Raw genomic sequence first — 20,682 nt, 5'->3', positions numbered from 1 at the left:
CCCTCTCTCCCCCTCTATAGGGCCGCCGATCAGGTGGCCCTTTTTTCATGCCCGTACGAGCCCCGGAGGGCTATCCCGTCATGCCCGAGAACACCGTCGACCCCGGCACCGTCACCCCGCCCGCCGGCGACCCGGCCGCCCCGCCGAACCCCGCCCCAGGCGCTCCGTCCGCCCCGGCCGCGGGCGCGGGCGCTGAGCAGCAGCTCGCCGAGGCGACCACCCGCGCCGAGCAGGCCGCGGCCGAGCGCGACGAACTGCGCTCCGCCCTCGACGCCGTGACCAAGGCGCTCAACCCCAACGGCGGCGAGGCCGAGCAGGACCCGGCCAAGCTCGCCGCCGCGGTCGCCGAGCGCGACCGCCTGCTTGCCGAGCACGCCGGCGAACTGCGCTCCGCCCGCGTCGAACTCGCGGTCGCCCGCGCCGCCGCCGACCAGGGCGCCCGCGGCGACCGCCTGCTCAACTCGCGCAGCTTCCTCGCCTCGGTCGCCGACCTCGACCCGACCGCGGCCGAGTTCGGCACCAAGCTCGCCGCCGCAATCACCGCGGCCGTGACCGCTGACCCCGACATCTACCGCGCCGGACCGTCCGGCCCGCCCCGCGGCGGCGCCGAGTTCCACGGCGCCCCGGCCGGCGACCGCCGCGCCGCCACGCTGCACGACGCCGTCGCCGCCCGCCTCGGCGGCTGAACGATCTAGGAGAATCCTTTGCCCACCTCCCTTAGCGAGGCCCGGAACAATGCCACCGATGACGTAGACGTTCAGGTCATCGACGAGTTCCGTAAGTCGTCCGACATCCTCGACCGCCTCACCTTCGACAACGTCGTAAGCCCGACCGGCGGCGACACCCTCACCTACGGATACCGGCGCCTGATCAGCCAGCGGTCGGCCGACTTCCGCGCGATTAACAGCGAGTACGTGCCGGCCGAGGTCGCAACGCAGCGCTACACCGTCGACCTCGTACCGCTCGGCGGTAGCTTCCAGATCGACCGCGTGATCGCCCGTATCGGGCCGGCCGCCTCGGGCGCCGTCACCCTCAACATGCAGCAGCTCATCAAGGCGAGCCGCGCACGATTCGCCGACGCCGTGATCAACGGTGACAAGGCCACCGACGCGAAGGGATTCGACGGCCTGTCGAAGATCCTGACCGGATCGAGCACCGAGTACCTGCCGCTGAACAACGGCGTCACGAGCGGGTTCGTCGACTGGACCACGATCACCGACAAGGGCTCGGCCCTCGCCGCGCAGCGCCACATCGACGACTGGCTCGCCGCGATGGATGACGCGCCCGATGTCATTTACGGCAACCGCAAGACCCTGTCTCTCTTCAAGACCATCGCCGCGTGGACCGACCAGCTCGACAAGAGCACGGACGCGTTCGGGCGCCCGGTCACCGCGTACAACGGAATCCCGCTCGTCGACCTCAAGAGCAAGGCCGGAGCGAACGTCGACGTGATCGGCCTGGTGACCCGCGACCCGGACGGCGCCGGCGGGGGCGGGAACGTAACCGGCCTCGGCGATCTGTACGCCGTCCGCTACGGCCTCGATGGATTCCACGGCGCCTCGGTCGGGGGCGGCGCCCCGCTCGTGTCCACATGGCTTCCCGAGTTCGACCGCTCCGGCGCCGTCAAGACCGGTGAAGTCGAAATGGGGCCGGTGGCACCCGTCCTCAAGGCGACCAAGGCCGCTGCCGTGTTCCGCAACATCAAGAGCGCGTGATGCCCGTGATCATGCGCATCACGGCCCCGGTCGCCGACTTCACCGGAGAGGGACCGGCCGGCGTCCAGTTCACCGACGGCACCGCCACCACGAGCGACCCGGCAGTGATCGGCTACTGCCAGGGGGCCGGCTACACCGTCGAGCCCCTCGGCGACGATCCGCCGGATACCGAGCAGAGCAGCGAGCAGGACGGCCCGGCCGACACCACGTCGACGGGCCGTTCTGCTGCGCGCAATAAGAGGGGGTGATCGTGGCCCGCCAGCCCTACGCAACCCCCGAACAGCTCGCTACCTACACCGGACAGCCCGCACCTGCCGACGCCGAGAGACTCCTCGCACGGGCCGGCGAGGACATCGACAGTGCGCTGCTCACCGCGGTCTATCCCGTGGACGAGGACGGCGACCCGCTCGACGCGAAGATCGCCGCCGCTCTGGCCGCGGCGAGCTGCGCGCAGGTCGAGTATTGGGTGGCCGCCGGCGACGACGGCACCGGGTCGCAGGGCAGATGGGACTCGGTCTCGATCGGCCCCGTGTCCCTGTCGGGGCGATCCGCCTCGACAGCGGGCGCGTCCGGCGTCGAACTCGCGCCGCGCGCAGCCCGAGAGCTGCGCCGCGCCGGCCTCACCCCGGGATGGGTGGCCGCATGGTGACCCGCGTCCCGCCCTCCCTGCTCCGCCACCGAATCAGCGTCGAGCCGTACCTCGGCGACGGCGCGTACGGCCCGGCCTATGGGCCGACCGCCGAGCATCCCGCCCTCGTCAGTCACACCGTCCGCATGATCCGCGCGGCCGACGGCCGCGCCGTCACGAGCACCGCGCAGATCATCGCCGCGCCCGGTCTGGACTGCCCGCCCGGATCGCGGGTCACCCTGCCCGACGGACGGATCACGACCGCGCTTGTCGCCACCGGCCACACCGCCCCGGGCCTGCCCGTACCGAGCTGCGCGGAGGTGATGTGCGAATGAGCCGTGCCCGCCTGCGCTGGAACGGCGACGCCGCCACAACCGCGATCCGCTCAGGACTCCTGCGAGGACTGAACCTCGCCGGTGAACTCACCCTGCAAGCGACCCGGCAGCGGGTGCCGATCGCCGAGGGCACCCTCGAACGCTCCGGCGCCGTCAGCGTCGACGAGCAGGCGCTGACCGCCGCCGTCGTCTACGACACCCCATACGCGGTCCGGGTCCACGAGGACATGACCGCCCGGCACTCCCCCGGCCGCTCCGCGAAGTACGTCGAGAGCGTGCTGCCCGAGGTCGCCGGCGAGGTGCAGGCAGTGATCGCCGCACAGGTCCGGCGCGAACTGCGATGACCTACACCGTCGACTTGCTCGACGGTCTCGCCCGCCTGCTGCACTCCGCCGGCGTCGGCATCTACCGCCCCGACGGCGTATACGCCGCGGGCGAGACCGCGATCACCATCGCCGCTCTTCCCCCGGTCCCCGACCGCGTGATCTGCCTCGCCGCCTACCCGGTCACCGACTCCCCCGTGCTCACCGACACGACCACGGGTATTCAGGCGCGCACCCGCGCGGGGGCCGACCCCCGCGAGGTCGACGCCCTCGACGACCAGGTGCACGAGGTGCTGCACGGCAGCGGCCCACACCGATTCGGCGCCGTCCCCGTGCAGCTCGTCTACCGCGTCTCGGCCGCCCCGATCGGCGCCGACTCGGCCGGCCGCTGGGAGCGATCCGCCAACTTCCATGCCCGCGCCCACCGGGCGCACCCCCACCTCGAATAGGAGGCGCCCCCTTTGAGTACCCCGACGCCCCCGGCCGAGACCGTAACCGCGCTCGCTCGCAGGTACCGCCTTGAGCTGGACATGGGCACCACGCCCGGCACCCCGATATGGACCCTTGTCCCCGGGGTCACGGAATTCACCCCCAAGGTGGAACCGACGCAGCAGGAGGTCACCACCTACGACGCCGACGGGTGGGCCGAGCAGGCCGTGACCATGCTCGCGTGGTCGATCGAGACCACCATCGCTCACCGCGCCCACCCAACGACCGGGGTTTTCAACGCCGCGCAGGAAGCCCTGCGGAAGGCATCCCGTTCGTTCGGCGCCAAGTCGTACGTGAACATCCGCTACTACGACCGCAACGGTGCCCCGGACGCGCAGCAGGGCCTCGCCCTGGTGACCTGGGAGCCGGACGGCGGGGGCCCCGACGAGGTCGACACGATCAAGGTCACGCTTACCGGGTCCGGCCCGCTCGCCGAGATCACCAACCCCGCGGCCGGTGGCGGGACTTTCGCCGCCAAGGGAGGTAACGCGTAGTGGCGTTCGAGGAACTCGGCGAACTGCTCGACGAGTCGATCGAGCTACCGGTCGCCGGTCGCCTCTACACCGTGCCCGCGCCCTCGGCCGAGATCGGCCTGCGGACACAGGCACTCATCCATGCCGCCGCGGTCGCCGCGGACGGAGGACGGGCCGACGAGCAGGTGCTCGGCGACGCCGCCGAGCGCGATCTCTACCGAGACGTACTCGGCCCCGCTCACGACGAGATGATCGCCGACGGCGTGAAGTGGCCGACGCTCAAGCACGCCGCGATCACGGCCATGGTGTGGATCGCGCAGGACAAGACCGCCGCAGAGCGGTACTGGACCGCGGCCGGCGACCCTTCTCGTCTGGCCCCGAACCGGGAGGCCCGCCGGAACCGATCGGGTGCGGCGAGCTTGACCCCGTCTCGGGGCTCTACGAGTGGTACGAGTACCCGCCCGGCGCCCGCCCGCGGCGCGGGCAAGAAGGCCCGCAAGCGTCGCTGACCTGGGCGGCGATCCTCGCCGAGTGGCCGCTCGTCGAGGCTGATCTGCACGAGGTCTACGGGATCGACCTCAGCACTCCCGGGCTGCTGCAAGCCCGTTCCTGGCGATGGCTGCGCGTGCGCATCCTCGCTCTGCTCTCGGCCGAGTCTCGCCTCGCCCGGGTGCTCACCCCTCCGCCCGATGCCTCCCCCACGGGAGGGACGACCGCCAGGAGGTGACCACCCGTGGCCCTCATGGTGGGCGAACTCGCCGCCACAATCACGATCGACGACTCGGGCGCAGATGCCGGAATGGCGCGCGCCCGCGCCGCGGTACAGGCGGGCGGCGACCAGATCGCCGCCGCGGCCGACCGAGCAGGGCAGGAAGCGGGCGACGCCCTCGGCGACGGTCTCGCCGAGGGCGCGGCCGACGGCGGTGAGCGCGCGTCCTCCGGCATGGGCGCGGCGCTGAAAGGATTCGCCGCCGCCGCGGTGGGCGGGGCCATCGGCAGCGCGCTCATGGGCGGCATCGCCGAAGCCATGGACCGCGGCAAGGTCGCCGGCAAGCTACAGGCGCAGATGGGCAGTTCGGGCCCCGTCGCCAAGGAATACGGCAAGGCCGCCGGCGCCCTGTACTCCGGCGCGATCGTCGAGTCGGTCGCCGACGGCGCCGACATCCTGCGCGGCATCGCGCAGCAGGGTCTGCTACCGCCCGAGGCGACGCAGAGCCAGATCAAGGACATGGCGACGCGTGTCTCGGACACGGCCTCGGTCATGGGCGAGGACGTCGGCAAGGTGTCCCGCGCGGTCGGCGTGATGCTGAAATCCGGCATCGCGAAAAACGCCGAAGAGGCAATGGACGTCCTTGTAAAGGGCAGCCAGTCGGGCACCAACGCGGCCGAGGATTTGCTCGACACTTTCAGCGAGTACCCGATTCAGTTCAAGGATCTGGGGCTAGACGCTCAGACCGCGATGGGCCTCATGCAGCAGGGGCTGCAAGGGGGTGCCCGCGATGCCGACACCGTCGGCGACGCCTTGAAGGAATTTGCGATCCGCTCGAAGGACATGAGCAAGGGAAGCGTTGACGCTTTCAAGTCCATCGGGCTCAACGCGGACGTAATGGCGAAGACGTTCACAAAGGGTGGACCGGAAGCCTCGAAAGCCCTCGGGGAAGTCCTTACCCGCATCAAGGCCATTAAGGACCCTGCCGAACGGAATGCAACCGCGGTCGCCCTCTTCGGAACCAAGGCCGAGGATCTGCAATCCGCGCTTTTCAAGCTCGACCCGAAAACCGCCGTCGCCGCTCTCGGCAACGTCAAGGGCGCGACGGACGCGGCGGGCGACGCAATGCGCGACAACGCTGCAACAAAGTTCGAGGTATTCAAGCGCGCGGCAATCGACAAGGTCGTTACCGTCCTCGGAAACTACGTTGTACCCGCCCTCGAAAAGGCCGCTGATTTCATCGGCGAGGGTGGCCTCGGCGGCGCGCTGCGGACGTCCGTCGGGTGGATCTCCGAGCACTCGACGGCGCTCTCGATCGCCGCCGGCGTGATCACGCTCCTGATGATCCCGACGCTTGTCGCGCTCGGGATCACCGCATGGACCACGACCACCGCCGTGGTCACCGGATGGGCCACACAGACCGCGGCCGGCGCAGTAGCCGCGGCGCGGTTCGTCGCGCTCAACGTGATGATGCTCGCCGGTTGGCTCTCGCAGGGTGCGGGCGCCGCTGCTGCGGCTCTACGGGTCGTCGGCGCATGGGTGCTCATGGGCACGCAAAGCCTGATTCAGGGCGCCCGAATGGCCGCTGCCTGGCTTCTCGCGATGGGCCCGGTAGGGCTGATCATCGCCGCTGTAGTCGGCATCGTCGCGCTTGTCGTCGCCAACTGGGACACGATCGTGTCGGCGACGTCGGCCGCCTGGGATTGGGTTTGGGGAAAACTCAAGTGGGTCGGTCAGGCGATCCTCGATTTCTTCCTGAACTGGACGCTCGTCGGCCTGATTATCAAGCACTGGGATGCAATCAAGAGCGGAACAGTCTCCGCCTGGAATGCAACCGTTGAATGGGTGCGCGGCATCCCGGGTCGCATCGTCGATTTCTTCCTGAACTGGACGCTCGTCGGGCTCATCATCAAGCACTGGGATTCCATCAAGTCGGGAACCGTACGCAAGGCCAGCGAAATGCTGGATTGGCTGCGCGGACTGCCCGGAATGATCGCAGGCTACTTCGGTAATTTCGGTTCGATGCTGTACGACAGTGGGCGCGATCTGGTCACGGGCTTGTGGAACGGCATCCGGGCTATGGGCAGTTGGCTGCGTTCAACTCTCATGTCTTGGGCCAAAAACCTGATCCCGGGACCCATCGCTAAGGCACTTGGAATTCACTCTCCGAGTCGCCTTATGCGTGACAAGATCGGAAAGTTCATTCCCGCGGGAATCGTCGAGGGCATCAAAGCAGGCGCCCCCGCGATCGACCGCACCATGCGCCGACTCGTCACCGTGCCCGCAGCCCCGCAGTTCGCTACCGCGGGCGCGCCCGCCAACGGCGCTAGTGCGGGCGGGGGTTGGGGCGGCCCGACTGTCCATATCGAGAACTGGCACTCGGGAGCGGCGACCGCGGATCAGACCGCGGCGGCGCTTGCCTGGCATGCCAAGGGCAGGGGGTGAAGATGGCCGCGGGTGACCTTGTCACCGCCCCCGGGCACATCCAGTTCGGCGACCTGCTGCTCGGCCCCGGCACCCCCTACCGGTGGAAGAACCTCCCCGGGTGGGAGGACTCTCCCGCCGTTGACTCGGGCACCGTCAACCGGTCCGACGCCCACGGCGCCTACCTGGGCCGACTCCTCGCGCAGCCCCGGACGATCACCCTCGACGACATCGTGATCCGTACCGAGCCGCGCCGCATGGGCGCCGCCGTGCGCGCGCTGCGCGCGGCGACCGCCCTGCGGGACGACGAGCAGCCGCTCGTCGTGCAGCTCGACGACGAGCTGCCCCTGCTCTCCTTCGCCCGCTGCATGCGCCGCTCGATCCCCGTCGGAGTAGGCGGGTACGCGATCGGCATCGTGCAGGGGGCCGCGCTCCAGTTCGAGGCGACCGACCCGCGCCGGTACAGCCTCGTCGAGCAGCAGGTCGAGGCGCAGCTACCGTCCGCCGAACCGGGCCTCGACTGGCAGGTGCCCCCGGGGCCGGAACGGCTGCTCTACCCGATCAACTTCGGTGCCCCGGGCAGCACGGGCTCGCTCCTCGCCGTCAACGAGGGCGACGCCCCCGCGCACCCCGTGATCGCGATCCGGGGCCCCCTCTCCCTCCCGTCCGTGACCAACCTCGCTACAGGCGAGGCGATCGAGTACGACATCGACCTCGCGCTCGACGACGAACTCGTGATCGACACCCGCGAGGGCACGGTCACCCTCAACGCGACCGCCGCGCGGCTCTACACCGTGACCGCCCGGAGCGTCCCCGAAACCCTCTTCACCCTCACCCCGGGCACGACCTCGCTCCTGTTCCGGTCGGCGCCCGGCGCCACCGACCCCCGCGCCTCGTGCTCGATCCGATGGCGCTCCGCCCACTGGTAAGGAGGACCCTTTGACCGTCCGTGCCGGATGGCTGCTCGCCGCCGGGCAAACCCGTGAAGACACCCGCCTCGTTCCCCTCGGCGTCATGGCACCCGAGAGCGCGATGGGCTCCCGCGACGGCGTGATCGCCGGCGGAACCGCCCTCACCGCGACGGGCACCGCCGCCATGCAGGTACAGCTCGGCGTCGGCCGTGCCCTGATCCAAGGGGCCGACGCCCAAGGGGCGTACCCCGTCGCCGTGACAGCTCCCGAGACCCTCACCGTCGGCGACGGACACGCCCAGTACGGGCGGATCGACGCCATAGTGCTGCGCGTCTACGACACGGCGTACGACAGCACCGGGCAGACGACCGCCCGTGTCGAGATCGTGCAGGGCGCGGCCACCGCAACCCCGGTCCCCCCGACCCTGCCCGCCGCAGCCCTGCGGCTGTGGGAGATCACCGTTCCCGCCGGCACCTCGGCCGGTACGGGCGGGATCACGTGGGCCTCGGCGCTCGCCGACCGCCGCCGCTACACCTCGGCGTACGGCGGGATCATCCCCCGAGGGTGGGGCCTCGGTTTCTCCGGCGCGTACGCGGGTCAGTACCGCGACAACGGGACGGGCCTTGACCGGTGGGACGGCGGATCGTGGCAGCCCCTCGAACCCACCGTCGGGTGGACACCGCTCACCCTCGCCTCGGGCTTCACCAACAACGGCAACGCCCAGGGCGACGTCAGGTACCGGCGGATCATCGTCGCCGGCGTCCCCCATCTACAGCTGAGAGGTGGCGTGTCTTGGGTGGCCTCGGGCTCGCCGCCCAACACCGGGAACCTGCTCGCGACCGTCCTCCCCGCGAACTGCCGGCCGGCCGCCCTCACGTCCGTACCGATCGCCGCGGGCGGCGCCGCGATCAAGCTCGACGCGTGGACCAGCGGGCAACTTCGCCTGATCTCCAGTACCGGGCTGACCACGTGGGCCGCACTCTCCGGAGTGACGTACCCCCTCGACGCATAAGGGGGTGATCATCTGATCGCCCCCGCATACCGGGTCGTCCTGTGCGATCTGCGCAGCGATCAAGTCCTCGACATCCTGCCCGTGAGCGACGTGTCGCTCGACGACTACCTCGGCAAGATCGGGTCGGCCGCCGTGACCGTGCCCCTGCCGAACCGGCAGATCGCCGCCCGCGTCCGCTCCGCCCTCGACCTCGGCCGCACTGCGATGTGGATCGAGCGAGGCCGTGACATCTGGTGGGGCGGCATCCCCTGGACCGCCGGCCTCGCAAGCAACGCGCGGGGCGAACTCGGCCTGCGGATACAGGCGGGAGGGTGGGCGAGCTACCTCGACCATCGCGCGATCTTCCACACGCAGCAGGCGACACAAGTCGATCAGTTCGACCTCGTTCGGGGTCTGATCGACTACAGCGCGAGCCTCGCCGGCGGCGACATCGGTATCGAGTACGACGCCGAGCAGCTCTCGGGAGTCGCGCGCGACCGGACGTACCGGCGCTATGACCAGCCACGAATCCGTGAGGTCATCGACCAACTCGCCGCCGTCGAGGGCGGGTTCGAGTGGAGGATCGCGAGCTACCGCGATCCGGGCAGCGGTCGGCGCATCAAGGGCTTGCAGCTCGGCACGCCCGTGATCCGTACGGGCGAGTCCGAGATCGTCCTCGACCACCCCGGGCCTGTCCTCTCCTACGACTGGCCCATCGATGCGACCGTGCGCGCCAATGTCTGGCAGAGCAGGGGAGCCAGCGACAACAAGAACCAGGCCGCCGAGTCCCTGCCGTTGATGACCGAGTTGCTCGTCGACGACAAGCAGCTCGCCGCCGGATGGCCGCGGCTCGACGGGACCTCGGACTACACCACCGTTACCGATCCGGGCACCCTCGCCGCGCACGCCCGCGCCGACCTCGCCGCCGCGCTCACCCCGCGGCCGATTCCCGAGCTGACCGTCGCGCTCGACCGCGTGCCACTCTCGCCCGCCCTGCTCGGCGCCACCGTCCGCGTGCGCATTCGGGATCTGTGGTGGGCCGAAGGGCTCGACCGCCGATACCGCGTGGTCGGCCTCGCGATCAGTCCACCCCTGCGCGGCCGACCCGAGACCGCGCGGCTCTACTTGGAGGCCGCCTAGTGGCAGCAATCCCGCTCGACCTGCTCGACCGAATCCGCGAGCTCGAACGGCGCGTGCGCGAGCTCGCCGGCCGCGCCCAAATTCGCCCCGCCCTCGATCAGATCCTGCACGGCGACATCACCATCGGCGAGGGCGGACAGCTCATCGCCCAGACACCCGAGGGGATCGCGACTTTCAAGGTCGGCCAGACGCCCCAAGGTGACTGGGGTCTTTTCCTCCGTCGGGCCAACGGCACGAGAGCCCTCACAGTCGGCGACGACGTCCTCGAAGACGATCAGATGATCCGCATCTGGAGCCGCGACAAGGAACGGCCGACCCCGATCCTCATGGATGACGCGTTCAGCGATCGATTCCTCGGCCGCCCCATGCTCCCCCTTCAACTCCACCCCACCCAAAGGCAGAACACCAGCGAAACCGCCTACCAGCCGGCGTGGTGGGGGGCAGGTCCGGTATCGCACGCGGTCGCCGAGATCGAGCTGTATTCCTACGCCAACGCCGGGGGCGGGCAGGTCAAGGTCACCATGCGGCCCGAGGGCGGGACCGCGATCACGGTCGCCGAGTACGACTGTCCGGCCGGCACGTGGACCAACAAGTTCATCACGCAGCCCATGCACGACATCGAGTTCTTGCAGTGGGTCGAGTGGATGGTCGAGCACCGCAACGTTCAAGCGGGCCGAGACGTCGAGACCCGCGTCTATTCCGCTCTCTACCGCCACACCTACAGCCCCGACGAGGCCCCGCGCGTACCGACGCGCCCCCCGACGGCCACCGCCACCGCGCAGCGGGGAACCGGCCCTGCGGTGAGCGAGACGCCGGCCGAACCCAAGCGGCGGCCGGACCCCGTACGCATCCCCGCGGGGCTGCGCACGATCGAAGACTGAGGAGGCCCCGCACTGCTGCCCCCGTCCATACCCACCGTGACCGTACGCGGACGGTTCCTCGCCCCCGACGGCACGCCGCTGTCGGGGGCGGTTGTCTTCCGCGCTCCCGCTCAACTGACCTTTCCCGCGTCCGACGTGATCGTCGGCGGACCGGTGAACGCCGCCCTCGACGCGCAGGGCTCGATCGAGGTCACCCTGCCCGCCACCGACGCCCCCGACATGGACCCGCGCGGCTGGGCGTACATCGTGGCCGAGCAGCTCTCGGGTATCCCCGTCGGCCGCTCGTACAACGTCCTGCTACCGCGCGCGCAGCCCGAGGTCGACCTCGCCGACATCGCCCCCACCGACCCCGCGAAGCCCAACTACGTGGGCGTACCGGGACCCCGCGGAGACATCGGCCCGACCGGCGCCCCCGGATCGCGGATCTACAGCGGCGCCGCCGCGCCCGCGGCCGGCCTCGGCGCCGACGGCGACCTCTACGTGCGCTACGAATCCTCGACGGTCCTCGGCGTCACCTCGACGACCGTCTCGACGTGGCAGCGCAGCGCCGGAGCATGGGCGCAGCTCGGCGGCGACGTCCGCGGCGCAGCCTGGTACGTCAACACCGGGAGCACGCCGAGCACCGGCACCCGCCCCGGTGACATGCTGCTGCGCACCGATACCGGCGACCTGTGGCAGCGCGGCGCAAGCGGGTGGGGAACCGCGGTCGGCAATCTCCGCGGACCCAAGGGAGACACCGGAGCGACCGGGCAGACCGGCGCCACCGGGCCCGGTGGCGTCGTGCAGTCCGTGAACGGCAAGAGCGCCGCCGCCGTGACCCTGTCCGCGGCCGACGTTGGCGCCGTCGCGACGTCCGCGGCCGGCGCACCGTCCGGCGTCGCCACGCTCGGCGCCGACGGCAAGGTGCCCGCGGCGCAGCTCCCCGCCGCGGGCGGGGGCGCCGTCGACTCCGTGAACGCGAAAACCGGCGTCGTCGTACTCACCGCATCCGACGTCGGCGCGCTCGACCAGGCCGCGGCCGACGCCCGGTACACGCAGACCTCGGCCGCCGTCCTGCTCGCCGGCACACAGACGATCAGCGGCGGCAAGACGTTCAGCACCATTCCCTCGACCACGGCCGCGCCGACCACCGCGAACCACCTCGCCCGCAAGTCGTACGTTGACGCGTTCGGGGGCGGCGAGTGGCTCCCGTCCGATCACGGCCTGCTGACGTGGGCATTCGACCCCGCCCTCGGCCAGTCGACCGCCCTCTACCCCGGTAGCGGCCCGATCCGGGTTACCGCCGTCATCCTGCGCGTGCCGGTCACCGTGACCCGCATCGTTTGGTTCGCGACCGGATACGCCGGCGGACTCGTGAGCGGCTCGTGGGCCGCGATCTACGACTCGGCCGGTACCCGCGTGGCCGCAACCGGCGACATGTCCACCGCCACCTACGAACCGGCGGAAGTCCACACCGCGGGCGGGGCGACGATCAGCTCGCCCCTGACCGCGTCCTACGCGGCGCCCGCCGGCGTCTACTACGTCGCCGCAAGGTGGCAGTACAACACGACCACGGGCGACGGGCCGATGCTCCTCGCCGCCGAGTCCGGCGCGGGCGCCCCTCCCAACGTGTTCGGGCAGAGCCCCGTGCGCCGCTTCGGCGTCTACACCGCCGGCGCTGCCACCGCGCCCACGACGATCACCGTCGCCTCGATGGAGTCCGGCGCTAACCGCTTCTGGTGCGCCCTCGCCTAACTCCCCTTCCTCGTAAGCCCCGTGCCTCTCTGGCCGGGGCTTTTTTCATGTCTGGAGTCACCACGCATGGCAGTCCCTTTCAGCCCTGACCGGCTCGTCTCGATCCTGCGCGCCGAGGGCGTGCGCGTCGTCGAGGTCGACGACTGGCGCACCCACAACCGCAACCACCGCGGCAGCTTCGGCCCGATCAACGGCGTGATGATCCACCACACCGTTTCGAGCGGCACCGACTCGTCGGTGCGGCTCTGCTACGACGGATACGACTCGCTGCCCGGCCCCCTCTGTCACGGCGTGATCGCCAAGGACGGAACCGTGCACCTGATCAGCTCGGGCCGCGCGAACCACGCAGGGGGCGGCGACGGCCGCGTGCTCTCCGCAGTCATCGCCGAGCAGTCCCTGCCCGCGACGAACAAGCACGAGGGCTCGGCCGGCGCGATCGACGGAAACGCCCACTTCTACGGGTTCGAGTGCGTCAACCTCGGCGACGGCGCCGACCCGTGGCCCGCCGAACAGCTCGACGCGATCGAGCGCACCTCGGCCGCGATCTGCCGCGCGTACGGATGGTCGGCCGCATCCGTCATCGGCCACAAGGAGTGGTCGGATTGGAAGAGCGACCCGCGCGGCTGGTCCATGGATGACATGCGCGAGCGCATCGACCGCCGCCTCGGCCGCACGCCCGAGCAGCCCAAGCCCACCCCGCCCCCGGCCCCGCAGTACGCCCCCTTCCCCGGCGTCGGCTGGTTCAAGGCGAACCCGCGCTCGCCGCTCATCACTGCCATGGGCCGGCGGCTCGTCGCCGTCGGCTGCTCGGCGTACCGCACGGGCCCCGGTCCCCAGTGGACCGAGGCCGATCGCCAGTCCTACGCGCGGTGGCAGCGCCACCTCGGCTACAGCGGCGACGACGCCGACGGATGGCCCGGCCCGTCCTCGTGGGCCGCGCTCAAGGTCCCCAAGGTCTGACCCCCGCCTCCTGGCCCGCCCGCAACCCGCGGGCGGGCCCCCCACCCTGTAGAAAGAGGAACCGCCCATGACCGACGCACAGCGCCGGACCGCTCGCACCATCGTGCAGACCGTGCTCGCCCTCGCGGCCGGCCTGCCGCTCATCGTCAACGCCGCAGGCATCCCGCAGGCCGCGGCCGGCGTCGGTATCGCCCTCGCCGTCGCCGGAGCGATCACGCGCGTGATGGCCCTGCCGGTCGTCGACAACCTGCTGCCCGCGTGGCTGCGGACCGGCCCGGACCGCGACGCCGAGCTGCTCGCCCTCGACCGGCCGGACGGTCGCCGATGACCGATCCCTCACCGTCCGACGTCGCCCTCGAACTCGAAAGGCTGCGCGGCGTGGTCGAGGCAGGGTTCGCCCGCCTCGACGGACAGCTCGCCCTCGTCGTACAGCGGGGCGACCAAGTCGACCGGCAGCTCGCCGACCACGAGGCCCGACTCGACGCACTCGAAAAGACCCGGTGGCCCCTCCCGAGCGTCCTCGCCCTGGTCGCCGTGATCGGCCTCGCCCTCACCCTCTGGCAGACCGCCGCCCGCTGAACACCGCGCGCCCCCGCCCCGGCCTCGTGCCGGTGGCGGGGGCGCCTTTTTCGTTTTGGAGACAGGCGAGGGGGCCCTCGACGGTGCACTCGTCGAGGGCCCCCTGCCCGGGGTCACCGTGCGGGTGATCTACGCGACCGCGTGCACGGGATGTGCTCCCCTTCCACCGCCGCCCGCCCCCGCGTGGGAGGCACTATCCGGGCGGGCGGCGTGGTCTGCGCTGGATGGCCTCGCGTGTCGCCTACGCCCAACGGGCGACGCCTCGGCGTCCGGTGGCCCATGCGCCTCGACGAGCACGAGCACGGGCTCTTTCCAGCAGTAGCAGCGGTACTTGCGTCCGGGGCGATCGGGCGCCGGGGTCACCGCGCGCCGAGCGCTCGGGAGCGAGGCCCATACCGCGGTGAGGACGAGTAGGCCAAGGCTGACGGCGATCGAGAGCACGCCAACCAAAACAGGGTCGAGCCTCACGCCGCCCCCTTGTAGTCGATGCTGAATTCGAAGCGCTTCGAACGGGGACCGGTGGCGCCGACGTCCCATCGGTCCGCGAGGCGCGATAGGAGGAGAAGCCCCCGCCCGTGCTCTGATCGCCACGACGGCGCGGTGCGGGGCGGATGCGGTAGCCGCTCGGGGCGATCGTCATTCACCCAGACAGTGACCCCGGTCGAGCCGAGAGATACATCAACGGTGATGAGGTCAGCACGGGTGTAGAGGTAGGCGTTCGTCACCACCTCGGACACGCACAGTCGGAGCGTCTCGGCGACGTCCTCGTGCCCGAAGGCAACCACCAGGACAGTCACGAGATCACGAAGAATCTTCGGCGTCGTCGCCGTACGGGGCGCTACGAACCGGTAGCTAACGCCCAAGCTGGGCGGGGGTGCAGGAGGTAAAGCGCTTGTCGTCATGTCCTCGTCTCCCAACGCGGTTGGTCGCGTCGCTCGCTGCGCGTGGCAATGGCCGCTTCCCGGGGTGACGACACGTCAAGACGTGCGTCAGCGGCTGCACTTCGCGGTCTTGCTGCTCGCGTCGCGGTGCTGCCAGGACCATAGGGTAAAAGGTTGGACCGGTACAACCATGTACCCCAAGGAACTCTTCCGGGTGGACCCGTGACGCCGCACCGGGCAAACTCAGGTAGGACAAGGGGAAGGGACACATGCCGCCGAGGGACAATCCGACCGCCCGACAGATCCGTTTGGGCTCTGAGCTGCGGAAGCTGCGCGAGCGCGCCGGCATGACCGCGCGAGATGCCGGCGGCTTGCTCTCTACCGATGCCGCAAGGATCAGCAACATTGAGGCCGGCCGCCTCGGCATCAGCGACGAACGCATTCGTCGGCTGTTCACGTTCTACCAATCCGACGACGAGGCCCTACTCGCCGCCTTGTGCACCATCGCCACCGAGCGCAGGGGAACGCACTGGTGGGACAAATACCGCGGCATCCTCGCCCCCGGCTTCCTGGACATCGCCGAACTCGAACACCACACAACCGGCCTGCGATGCCTCCAGCCGATGACGTTCCCGGGCGTCCTACAGACCGAGGACTACGCACGGGCGCTGTTCGCCGGGGTGATCCCGCAGGTGCCGCCGGAAGAAGTCGACGCCCGAGTCGAGCACCGCATGAAGCGTCGTGCGATCTTTGACCGCGAGACGCCACCGCAGTTCGAAGCGATCGTGCACGAGGCTGCATTGCGGATGCGGGTGGGCGGTCGGAAGGTGGCCCGGGATCAGCTCGATTACCTGCTGCAAGCATCAGAGCAGGAGTGGATCACTCTCCGCGTGATCCCCTTCGCGGCCGACGACTTCATCGAGGTCACGCAAACCGTGATGTACGCGACCGGCACGGTCCCGCAGCTTGACACTGTTCACATCGACACGCCTTTCGGCGGTCGCTTCCTGGACACAGCCGCAGACCTCGATCGGTATCGGGCCCTGCTCTCATTTGCCGAGCAGACCTCGCTCGACGCCGACGAGTCGCGAAGTTTCATTCACCACATCGCAAGAGAACTGTGAGAAATACAGGGATGAACAGCGAAATCAACTGGCAGAAGTCGAGCTTTTCCGGCGGCGGCGGCGAGCAGTGCCTGTACGTCGGCAAGCACCAAGGCGAGATCGTGCTGTGCGAGAGCGACGACCCGGCAAGCATCATCACCACGTCGCCCGAGAAGCTCGCCGCCTTCATCTTGGGTGTGAAGAACGGCGAGTTTGATCACTTCGTCAACTAGCCCTCTCCGCCCCCGGCGCCACGCGCGTCCATGACCCCCCGCCTGACCAGGGCGGGGGGTTTTTGCATATGCCAGTCTGCATGTTTGTACCGGTCCACACTTGCAGCCTGATTGTGCGTGGCGCTACGGTCTCACTGCGTCACTACGGCAGGCCGGTTCATCACTCAAACCGCGTCTGACGTGCCCTAACTCTGCCCCGCGCGTTTGCCGTTGGGCAAGGTCCCCCCGGGGTTGCACCCATTCCACCGTTCCAACACTGGTCCGGAGGAACGCAACCGAGAAGCCGCGGCAGGGAGGTACGAATGCAGATGCTACGCAGTCACCCGGCGTCTACCGGTCCAAGGTTGCAGACGTGGGTCGCCCATGACCACACCATCCGCACGGGTGTTGAGATCGAGCGGGTGCGCTACAACCCCCGAGGCGGACCGGTCGAGGTGCGCACCCCCGTACAGGTGGTTGCGAACCCCCGAGCCGCGATTCGGGCCCTGCGCATCGACATCCGCGGCGCCCACGTCTTCACCCTGACGCGTCACGAGATAGCGCGCGCTCTGGAATGGGCCGATGGAAGCGGATGGATGCAAGCCGCCGCCGCCCTGTACCGCGGCGAGGAAACGGGTTTCACGATCATTCTGCGCGACGGGACGTGCGCCGAGTGGAGGGTTCGACCCGTCCGATTTCTCTCGCTCACTCCCACTCAGTCAGCAGACTGTGAAGCACAACCACAGCAACAGCGACGGGAATTGAGCACATGAGTACCACGATCATCACGGAACACGCCGGTTGGCACGAGACCGCGGCCGGCGAGCCGGTACGCGTCGTCGAGCACCAGGGCGCCGCATGGCTCGCCCACTGGGAGAGCGACCGCGAGCACCTGCTGCTGCGCCCCCTCGACACCGACGCCGCCGAGCAGCCCCCCGTCGCCTACACGTCCGCCGTCGACCTCCCCACGGCCGCCGAGGGAACCCTGCTCCTCGATGAGCTGGTTTCCCTCGGCACGGTGGCTCGGCTCACCAACCCGTCGTTGTGGGACGCGATCACGACCGCGCTCCTTCGGCAGGTGATCAGCGCACCGCAGGCCCGCAAGAAGCACCGCGCCTACTACGCCGCTTACGGACGCACCTTCGACACCCCGGCCGGCCCGATTCCCCTCGCCCCCGCTCCCGAGGTCGTGCTCGAAGTAAGCGACGAGGGGTTCGCCGCGATCGGCTGCAAGTTCAACGCCAAGGGCCTGCGCGCCGCCGCAACGGCCTACCTCGACCGCGGCGACCACTGGGCCACCCTCGCCCCGGAAACCCTCGTCAAAGAGCTTTGCGAGGTCTCGTACATCGGCCCGTGGACCGCAGCAGCAGCCGCGGCCGACTTCACCGGAGACCACTCCGTCTACCCGCACGGCGACCTCGCCGTGCGCACATGGGCCGGCCGCGCCGCACCCGCCCTCACCCTGCCCGACGACGACAAGCCGTTCGAAGCCCTATGGCGCCAATGGGCGCCCACCCGCACCCAACTGCACGCCCTGACCCTTTTCACTCTCACCTGGGGGAGCCATGCCCGTATTACCCGCACAGGAGGAACACCGCACCACCCCTGATCTGATCGCCGGCGCCGACCCGAACCGCGTCCTCGACGCCCTGTTCGTCAACGCCCCGTTGCGCGACTACGGCCTGCGGCCGCGGACCAACGACTACACCCTGCCCGTGCTCGGCATGGCCTACATCGCCACCTACGCGCAGCAGGCCGGTTTCAACGTCGGCGTACTCGACGCCGAAGCACACGGCCTCGGCATCGAGGAAACCGCCCGCCTCATCAACCACCACCGACCCCGATGGGTCGGCATGAACCTGCTCGCCCCCACGTACGAGATGTCGGCCCGGATCGCCGCCGAGATCGACGACGGGATCGCCCTCATGGTGGGCGGACACCACGCCAAGGCCATGCCCGACCGCATCCTCGCCGACCCCCGCATGCGCAACCTGCGCGCCCTCGTGATCGGCGAGGGCGAGACCCGCGTCGCCGCACTGCTCGCCGACGAACGCCGCCGCGCCGAGCTGCCCGGGGTGATGTGGCGCGACCGCATCCTCGGGACGCACGCCGCCGGCATCGCCCGCGGCGGTACCGCAGAGTGGTTGAGCCCGGACATCGACGCTCTGCCGCTGGTGAACCGCGAGTTCCTGCCACAAGATCCGTACGTCGCGGACGATGGCCGGACCGAGGCGAACATCGTCGGGGCGCGCGGGTGCCCGTACGACTGCTCGTTCTGCGGCGCCGCGGTCTCGGCGAATCCCGACGTCAAGATCCGTACCCGCTCGCCCGAGGGCATCATCACCGAACTCGACCACCTGCACGACGTGTACGGGACCACGGCTTACCGTTTCGTCGACGACCTGTTTCTCGGCGCCAAACGGGTGATCGTCCCGCAGATGGAAGCATTCACCCGGCACAAGATCGGCGACCGGTACGTGTGGGACGCCACGGGCCGGATCAACGTTCTCGACCGCCTCGACGACACCATGCTCGACACCCTCAAGACCAACGGGCTCCGCGAGGTCGCCCTCGGGATCGAGTCGGGCAGCGACCGCGTGCTCGCCGGCATGGATAAGCGGATCACGGCCGAGATGACCGAGCGGGTTACCGGCCGGCTGCTCGAACGCGGCATCGGCGTGAAGGGTTATTTCATCCTCGGCTACCCCGAGGAAGAGCAGACCGACCTCGACGCGACCGTGCGACACATCCACAACCTGTGGACGATCGCCGACCGGCACGCAGACGCCCGCTTCCGCGCGTCCGTGTTCGAGTTCCGGCCCTACCCCGGTACCCCGGTCTGGCACACCCTCACCGAGGCCGGACACGACCCCGACAAGCTGCTCGCATACTCCGACGTCGACCTCACCGCGGACGGCGCCGACGAGTCCATGAGGCAGCGCGACGAGTTCAATTTCTCGGTCGGCATCCAGTTCGGAACCGTCCCCCTGCCCATGCTGCGCGCGACCCTCGCCACGCTCACTCGCGAGCAGCACGCCCGAAACCGGATCGGGGTCGCCGCATGACCACCGCCGGAACGTTCGTCACCCTCGACGGCCCCGGCGCCGTCGGTAAATCCACCACCCTCGAAGAACTCGACCGCCTGCTGCGCAACGAGGGCCGCCTCGTCTACCGCACGTGCGAGCCGTCGCAGAGCGCTCTCGGACAGTTCACCCGCGCTAGCGCCGCATTCCTCCGCGGGCACGCCCTCGCCTGCCTCGTCGCCGCCAACCGGTACGAACACGTCGAGGTCGAACTGCGCCCGATGCGCGACGCCGGATTCACGGTCATATCCGACCGGTACCTCGCCTCGTCGCTCGTACTGCAACGCCTCGACGGCGTCGCCGAGCAGTACCTGCTCGACCTGAACCGCGAGATCATGCTGCCCGACCTCGCCGTGATCCTCACCGCCGACCCGGCCGTGATCGCCGCCCGCCTCACCGCCCGCGGCGTGCGCCACCGCTTCCACCACGACCCCGACGCCCCAAGCCGCGAGGTCGACCTCTACGCCGAGGCAGCACAGACCCTCATGGGCATGGGCGTACAGGTGCTCGTACTCGACTCCACCACCATCGCCCCAAAGGATGTAGCGCGCCGAATCGCCGACGCGCTGCCCCCGTCCGGCGGTACCGTCGCACCCGTCCCACACGACGACGACCCCACGGTGACCCCATGAGCCCCACACCCGCAGCCCCCGTCATCGACACGCACGTGATCCTGCGCGACGGCGACATGATCCTGCTGTCGCAGCGCGGCGGACCGTACGGTCACGGCCGGTGGCATGCCCCCTCCGGCAAGCTCGACCAGGGCGAGCCCCTCACCGTCGGCGCCGCCCGCGAGCTGCGCGAAGAAACCGGGATCGAGGTCGACCCCGAGCACCTGCGGCTCGTGCACACTGTGCACCACAAGCAGAGCGAGCAGGTCGAGCGGATCGGTCTGTTCTTCCTGGCGACCAAGTGGGAGGGCGAGCCCGAGAACCGCGAGCCCGAGAAGTGCCTCGCGCTGACGTGGTTCCCCGTCGACGCCCTGCCCGAGGACATCATCGAGTACCCCGCCGCCGGCCTGTACGGGTACCTCAAGGGCGCCGAAATGCTCACCGAACACGGCTGGTAGCTCTCAGCCGGCCACAAGACAGACCCGCCCGCCGCACCCTCG

The 20,682-nt window shown here is 69.9% G+C and carries 25 protein-coding genes; 24 read left to right on the top strand and 1 reads right to left on the bottom strand.

Annotated elements, in window-relative coordinates; translation table 11 throughout:
• Positions 1-47: 47 nt before the first annotated feature.
• From OG883_RS00275 to OG883_RS00190, 18 genes are all read left to right on the top strand, one after another.
• Entirely contained in the window at positions 48-686 is a 639-nt protein-coding gene (locus OG883_RS00275; protein ID WP_266533236.1) for a hypothetical protein, read from the top strand.
• A gap of 18 nt (positions 687-704) precedes the next feature.
• Entirely contained in the window at positions 705-1,715 is a 1,011-nt protein-coding gene (locus OG883_RS00270) for a major capsid protein (RefSeq protein WP_266533233.1), read from the top strand.
• Between the two features lie 11 nt (positions 1,716-1,726).
• Positions 1,727-1,963, top strand: a complete 237-nt coding sequence (locus OG883_RS00265) for a hypothetical protein (protein WP_266533230.1) — start codon at positions 1,727-1,729, stop codon at positions 1,961-1,963.
• 2 nt (positions 1,964-1,965) lie between these two features.
• Positions 1,966-2,364: a hypothetical protein gene (locus OG883_RS00260; RefSeq protein WP_266533227.1), complete on the top strand. Its 399-nt coding sequence runs from the start codon at positions 1,966-1,968 to the stop codon at positions 2,362-2,364.
• Positions 2,358-2,678, top strand: a complete 321-nt coding sequence (locus tag OG883_RS00255; RefSeq protein ID WP_266533224.1) for a hypothetical protein — start codon at positions 2,358-2,360, stop codon at positions 2,676-2,678. Before OG883_RS00260 ends, OG883_RS00255 begins: the two co-directional genes overlap by 7 nt.
• On the top strand, positions 2,675-3,022 hold the full coding sequence (locus OG883_RS00250) for a hypothetical protein (protein WP_266533216.1): 348 nt from the start codon (positions 2,675-2,677) through the stop codon (positions 3,020-3,022). Before OG883_RS00255 ends, OG883_RS00250 begins: the two co-directional genes overlap by 4 nt.
• Positions 3,019-3,450: a minor capsid protein gene (locus OG883_RS00245; protein WP_266533214.1), complete on the top strand. Its 432-nt coding sequence runs from the start codon at positions 3,019-3,021 to the stop codon at positions 3,448-3,450. The genes OG883_RS00250 and OG883_RS00245 overlap by 4 nt, the downstream gene beginning before the upstream one ends.
• Before the next feature lie 12 nt (positions 3,451-3,462).
• Positions 3,463-3,984, top strand: a complete 522-nt coding sequence (locus tag OG883_RS00240) for a phage tail tube protein (RefSeq protein ID WP_266533211.1) — start codon at positions 3,463-3,465, stop codon at positions 3,982-3,984.
• Positions 3,984-4,472: a hypothetical protein gene (locus tag OG883_RS00235; RefSeq protein WP_266533208.1), complete on the top strand. Its 489-nt coding sequence runs from the start codon at positions 3,984-3,986 to the stop codon at positions 4,470-4,472. The genes OG883_RS00240 and OG883_RS00235 overlap by 1 nt, the downstream gene beginning before the upstream one ends.
• A 233-nt stretch (positions 4,473-4,705) precedes the next feature.
• On the top strand, positions 4,706-7,117 hold the full coding sequence (locus tag OG883_RS00230; RefSeq protein ID WP_266541125.1) for a phage tail tape measure protein: 2,412 nt from the start codon (positions 4,706-4,708) through the stop codon (positions 7,115-7,117).
• Between the two features lie 2 nt (positions 7,118-7,119).
• Entirely contained in the window at positions 7,120-8,025 is a 906-nt protein-coding gene (locus OG883_RS00225) for a phage tail domain-containing protein (protein ID WP_266533205.1), read from the top strand.
• A gap of 10 nt (positions 8,026-8,035) precedes the next feature.
• Positions 8,036-9,019, top strand: a complete 984-nt coding sequence (locus tag OG883_RS00220) for a hypothetical protein (protein ID WP_266533202.1) — start codon at positions 8,036-8,038, stop codon at positions 9,017-9,019.
• Positions 9,020-9,100: 81 nt separating this feature from the next.
• Positions 9,101-10,138: a hypothetical protein gene (locus tag OG883_RS00215; RefSeq protein WP_323180853.1), complete on the top strand. Its 1,038-nt coding sequence runs from the start codon at positions 9,101-9,103 to the stop codon at positions 10,136-10,138.
• On the top strand, positions 10,138-11,019 hold the full coding sequence (locus OG883_RS00210) for a hypothetical protein (RefSeq protein ID WP_266533200.1): 882 nt from the start codon (positions 10,138-10,140) through the stop codon (positions 11,017-11,019). Before OG883_RS00215 ends, OG883_RS00210 begins: the two co-directional genes overlap by 1 nt.
• Before the next feature lie 36 nt (positions 11,020-11,055).
• Positions 11,056-12,753 carry a hypothetical protein gene (locus tag OG883_RS00205; RefSeq protein WP_266533198.1) on the top strand — a complete coding sequence of 566 codons (1,698 nt, stop codon included), beginning with the start codon at positions 11,056-11,058 and terminating at the stop codon, positions 12,751-12,753.
• Positions 12,754-12,819: 66 nt separating this feature from the next.
• Entirely contained in the window at positions 12,820-13,713 is an 894-nt protein-coding gene (locus OG883_RS00200) for a peptidoglycan-binding protein (RefSeq protein WP_266533195.1), read from the top strand.
• Between the two features lie 67 nt (positions 13,714-13,780).
• Positions 13,781-14,041 carry a hypothetical protein gene (locus tag OG883_RS00195; protein ID WP_266533192.1) on the top strand — a complete coding sequence of 87 codons (261 nt, stop codon included), beginning with the start codon at positions 13,781-13,783 and terminating at the stop codon, positions 14,039-14,041.
• Positions 14,038-14,292 (top strand): hypothetical protein, encoded by a 255-nt coding sequence (locus tag OG883_RS00190; RefSeq protein WP_190087993.1) that lies wholly within the window; start codon positions 14,038-14,040, stop codon positions 14,290-14,292. Before OG883_RS00195 ends, OG883_RS00190 begins: the two co-directional genes overlap by 4 nt.
• A 464-nt stretch (positions 14,293-14,756) precedes the next feature.
• Here OG883_RS00190 and OG883_RS00185 read toward each other — a convergent pair whose 3' ends face one another.
• The gene (locus tag OG883_RS00185) at positions 14,757-15,194 is read right to left on the bottom strand and encodes an ATP-binding protein (protein ID WP_266533186.1); all 438 of its coding nucleotides are present in this window, start codon (positions 15,192-15,194) and stop codon (positions 14,757-14,759) included.
• Positions 15,195-15,442: 248 nt separating this feature from the next.
• On the opposite strand from OG883_RS00185, the gene OG883_RS00180 reads away from it, so the two are divergent.
• The 6 genes from OG883_RS00180 to OG883_RS00155 all read left to right on the top strand — a co-directional run bounded on the left by OG883_RS00180 (position 15,443) and on the right by OG883_RS00155 (position 20,640).
• On the top strand, positions 15,443-16,297 hold the full coding sequence (locus OG883_RS00180; protein ID WP_266533183.1) for a helix-turn-helix transcriptional regulator: 855 nt from the start codon (positions 15,443-15,445) through the stop codon (positions 16,295-16,297).
• An 11-nt stretch (positions 16,298-16,308) separates the two neighbouring features.
• On the top strand, positions 16,309-16,509 hold the full coding sequence (locus tag OG883_RS00175; protein WP_266533181.1) for a DUF397 domain-containing protein: 201 nt from the start codon (positions 16,309-16,311) through the stop codon (positions 16,507-16,509).
• Positions 16,510-17,257: 748 nt separating this feature from the next.
• Entirely contained in the window at positions 17,258-18,097 is an 840-nt protein-coding gene (locus tag OG883_RS00170) for a hypothetical protein (RefSeq protein ID WP_266533180.1), read from the top strand.
• Entirely contained in the window at positions 18,054-19,553 is a 1,500-nt protein-coding gene (locus OG883_RS00165) for a radical SAM protein (protein WP_266533177.1), read from the top strand. The genes OG883_RS00170 and OG883_RS00165 overlap by 44 nt, the downstream gene beginning before the upstream one ends.
• Positions 19,550-20,203 (top strand): dTMP kinase, encoded by a 654-nt coding sequence (locus OG883_RS00160; protein WP_266533174.1) that lies wholly within the window; start codon positions 19,550-19,552, stop codon positions 20,201-20,203. Before OG883_RS00165 ends, OG883_RS00160 begins: the two co-directional genes overlap by 4 nt.
• Positions 20,200-20,640 (top strand): NUDIX domain-containing protein, encoded by a 441-nt coding sequence (locus OG883_RS00155; RefSeq protein WP_266533171.1) that lies wholly within the window; start codon positions 20,200-20,202, stop codon positions 20,638-20,640. The genes OG883_RS00160 and OG883_RS00155 overlap by 4 nt, the downstream gene beginning before the upstream one ends.
• Positions 20,641-20,682: the final 42 nt, after the last annotated feature.

It is taken from the genome of Streptomyces sp. NBC_01142 (assembly GCF_026341125.1).
In the GTDB taxonomy this organism is placed as follows: domain Bacteria; phylum Actinomycetota; class Actinomycetes; order Streptomycetales; family Streptomycetaceae; genus Streptomyces.
Note: the sequence above shows the minus strand (reverse complement) of the source record. Positions and strands in the feature narration are given on the sequence as shown.

Bases quoted from the DNA above. Each gene is read 5' to 3' on its own strand.
- OG883_RS00200 (WP_266533195.1), top strand. From the start codon at position 12,820: ATGGCAGTCCCTTTCAGCCCTGACCGGCTCGTCTCGATCCTGCGCGCC.
- OG883_RS00245 (WP_266533214.1), top strand. From the start codon at position 3,019: ATGACCTACACCGTCGACTTGCTCGACGGTCTCGCCCGCCTGCTGCAC.
- OG883_RS00275 (WP_266533236.1), top strand. From the start codon at position 48: ATGCCCGTACGAGCCCCGGAGGGCTATCCCGTCATGCCCGAGAACACC.
- OG883_RS00185 (WP_266533186.1), bottom strand. From the start codon at position 15,194: ATGACGACAAGCGCTTTACCTCCTGCACCCCCGCCCAGCTTGGGCGTT.
- OG883_RS00195 (WP_266533192.1), top strand. From the start codon at position 13,781: ATGACCGACGCACAGCGCCGGACCGCTCGCACCATCGTGCAGACCGTG.
- OG883_RS00170 (WP_266533180.1), top strand. From the start codon at position 17,258: ATGAGTACCACGATCATCACGGAACACGCCGGTTGGCACGAGACCGCG.
- OG883_RS00265 (WP_266533230.1), top strand. From the start codon at position 1,727: ATGCGCATCACGGCCCCGGTCGCCGACTTCACCGGAGAGGGACCGGCC.
- OG883_RS00225 (WP_266533205.1), top strand. From the start codon at position 7,120: ATGGCCGCGGGTGACCTTGTCACCGCCCCCGGGCACATCCAGTTCGGC.
- OG883_RS00160 (WP_266533174.1), top strand. From the start codon at position 19,550: ATGACCACCGCCGGAACGTTCGTCACCCTCGACGGCCCCGGCGCCGTC.
- OG883_RS00155 (WP_266533171.1), top strand. From the start codon at position 20,200: ATGAGCCCCACACCCGCAGCCCCCGTCATCGACACGCACGTGATCCTG.
- OG883_RS00255 (WP_266533224.1), top strand. From the start codon at position 2,358: ATGGTGACCCGCGTCCCGCCCTCCCTGCTCCGCCACCGAATCAGCGTC.
- OG883_RS00175 (WP_266533181.1), top strand. From the start codon at position 16,309: ATGAACAGCGAAATCAACTGGCAGAAGTCGAGCTTTTCCGGCGGCGGC.
- OG883_RS00165 (WP_266533177.1), top strand. From the start codon at position 18,054: ATGCCCGTATTACCCGCACAGGAGGAACACCGCACCACCCCTGATCTG.
- OG883_RS00190 (WP_190087993.1), top strand. From the start codon at position 14,038: ATGACCGATCCCTCACCGTCCGACGTCGCCCTCGAACTCGAAAGGCTG.
- OG883_RS00230 (WP_266541125.1), top strand. From the start codon at position 4,706: ATGGTGGGCGAACTCGCCGCCACAATCACGATCGACGACTCGGGCGCA.
- OG883_RS00180 (WP_266533183.1), top strand. From the start codon at position 15,443: ATGCCGCCGAGGGACAATCCGACCGCCCGACAGATCCGTTTGGGCTCT.
- OG883_RS00250 (WP_266533216.1), top strand. From the start codon at position 2,675: ATGAGCCGTGCCCGCCTGCGCTGGAACGGCGACGCCGCCACAACCGCG.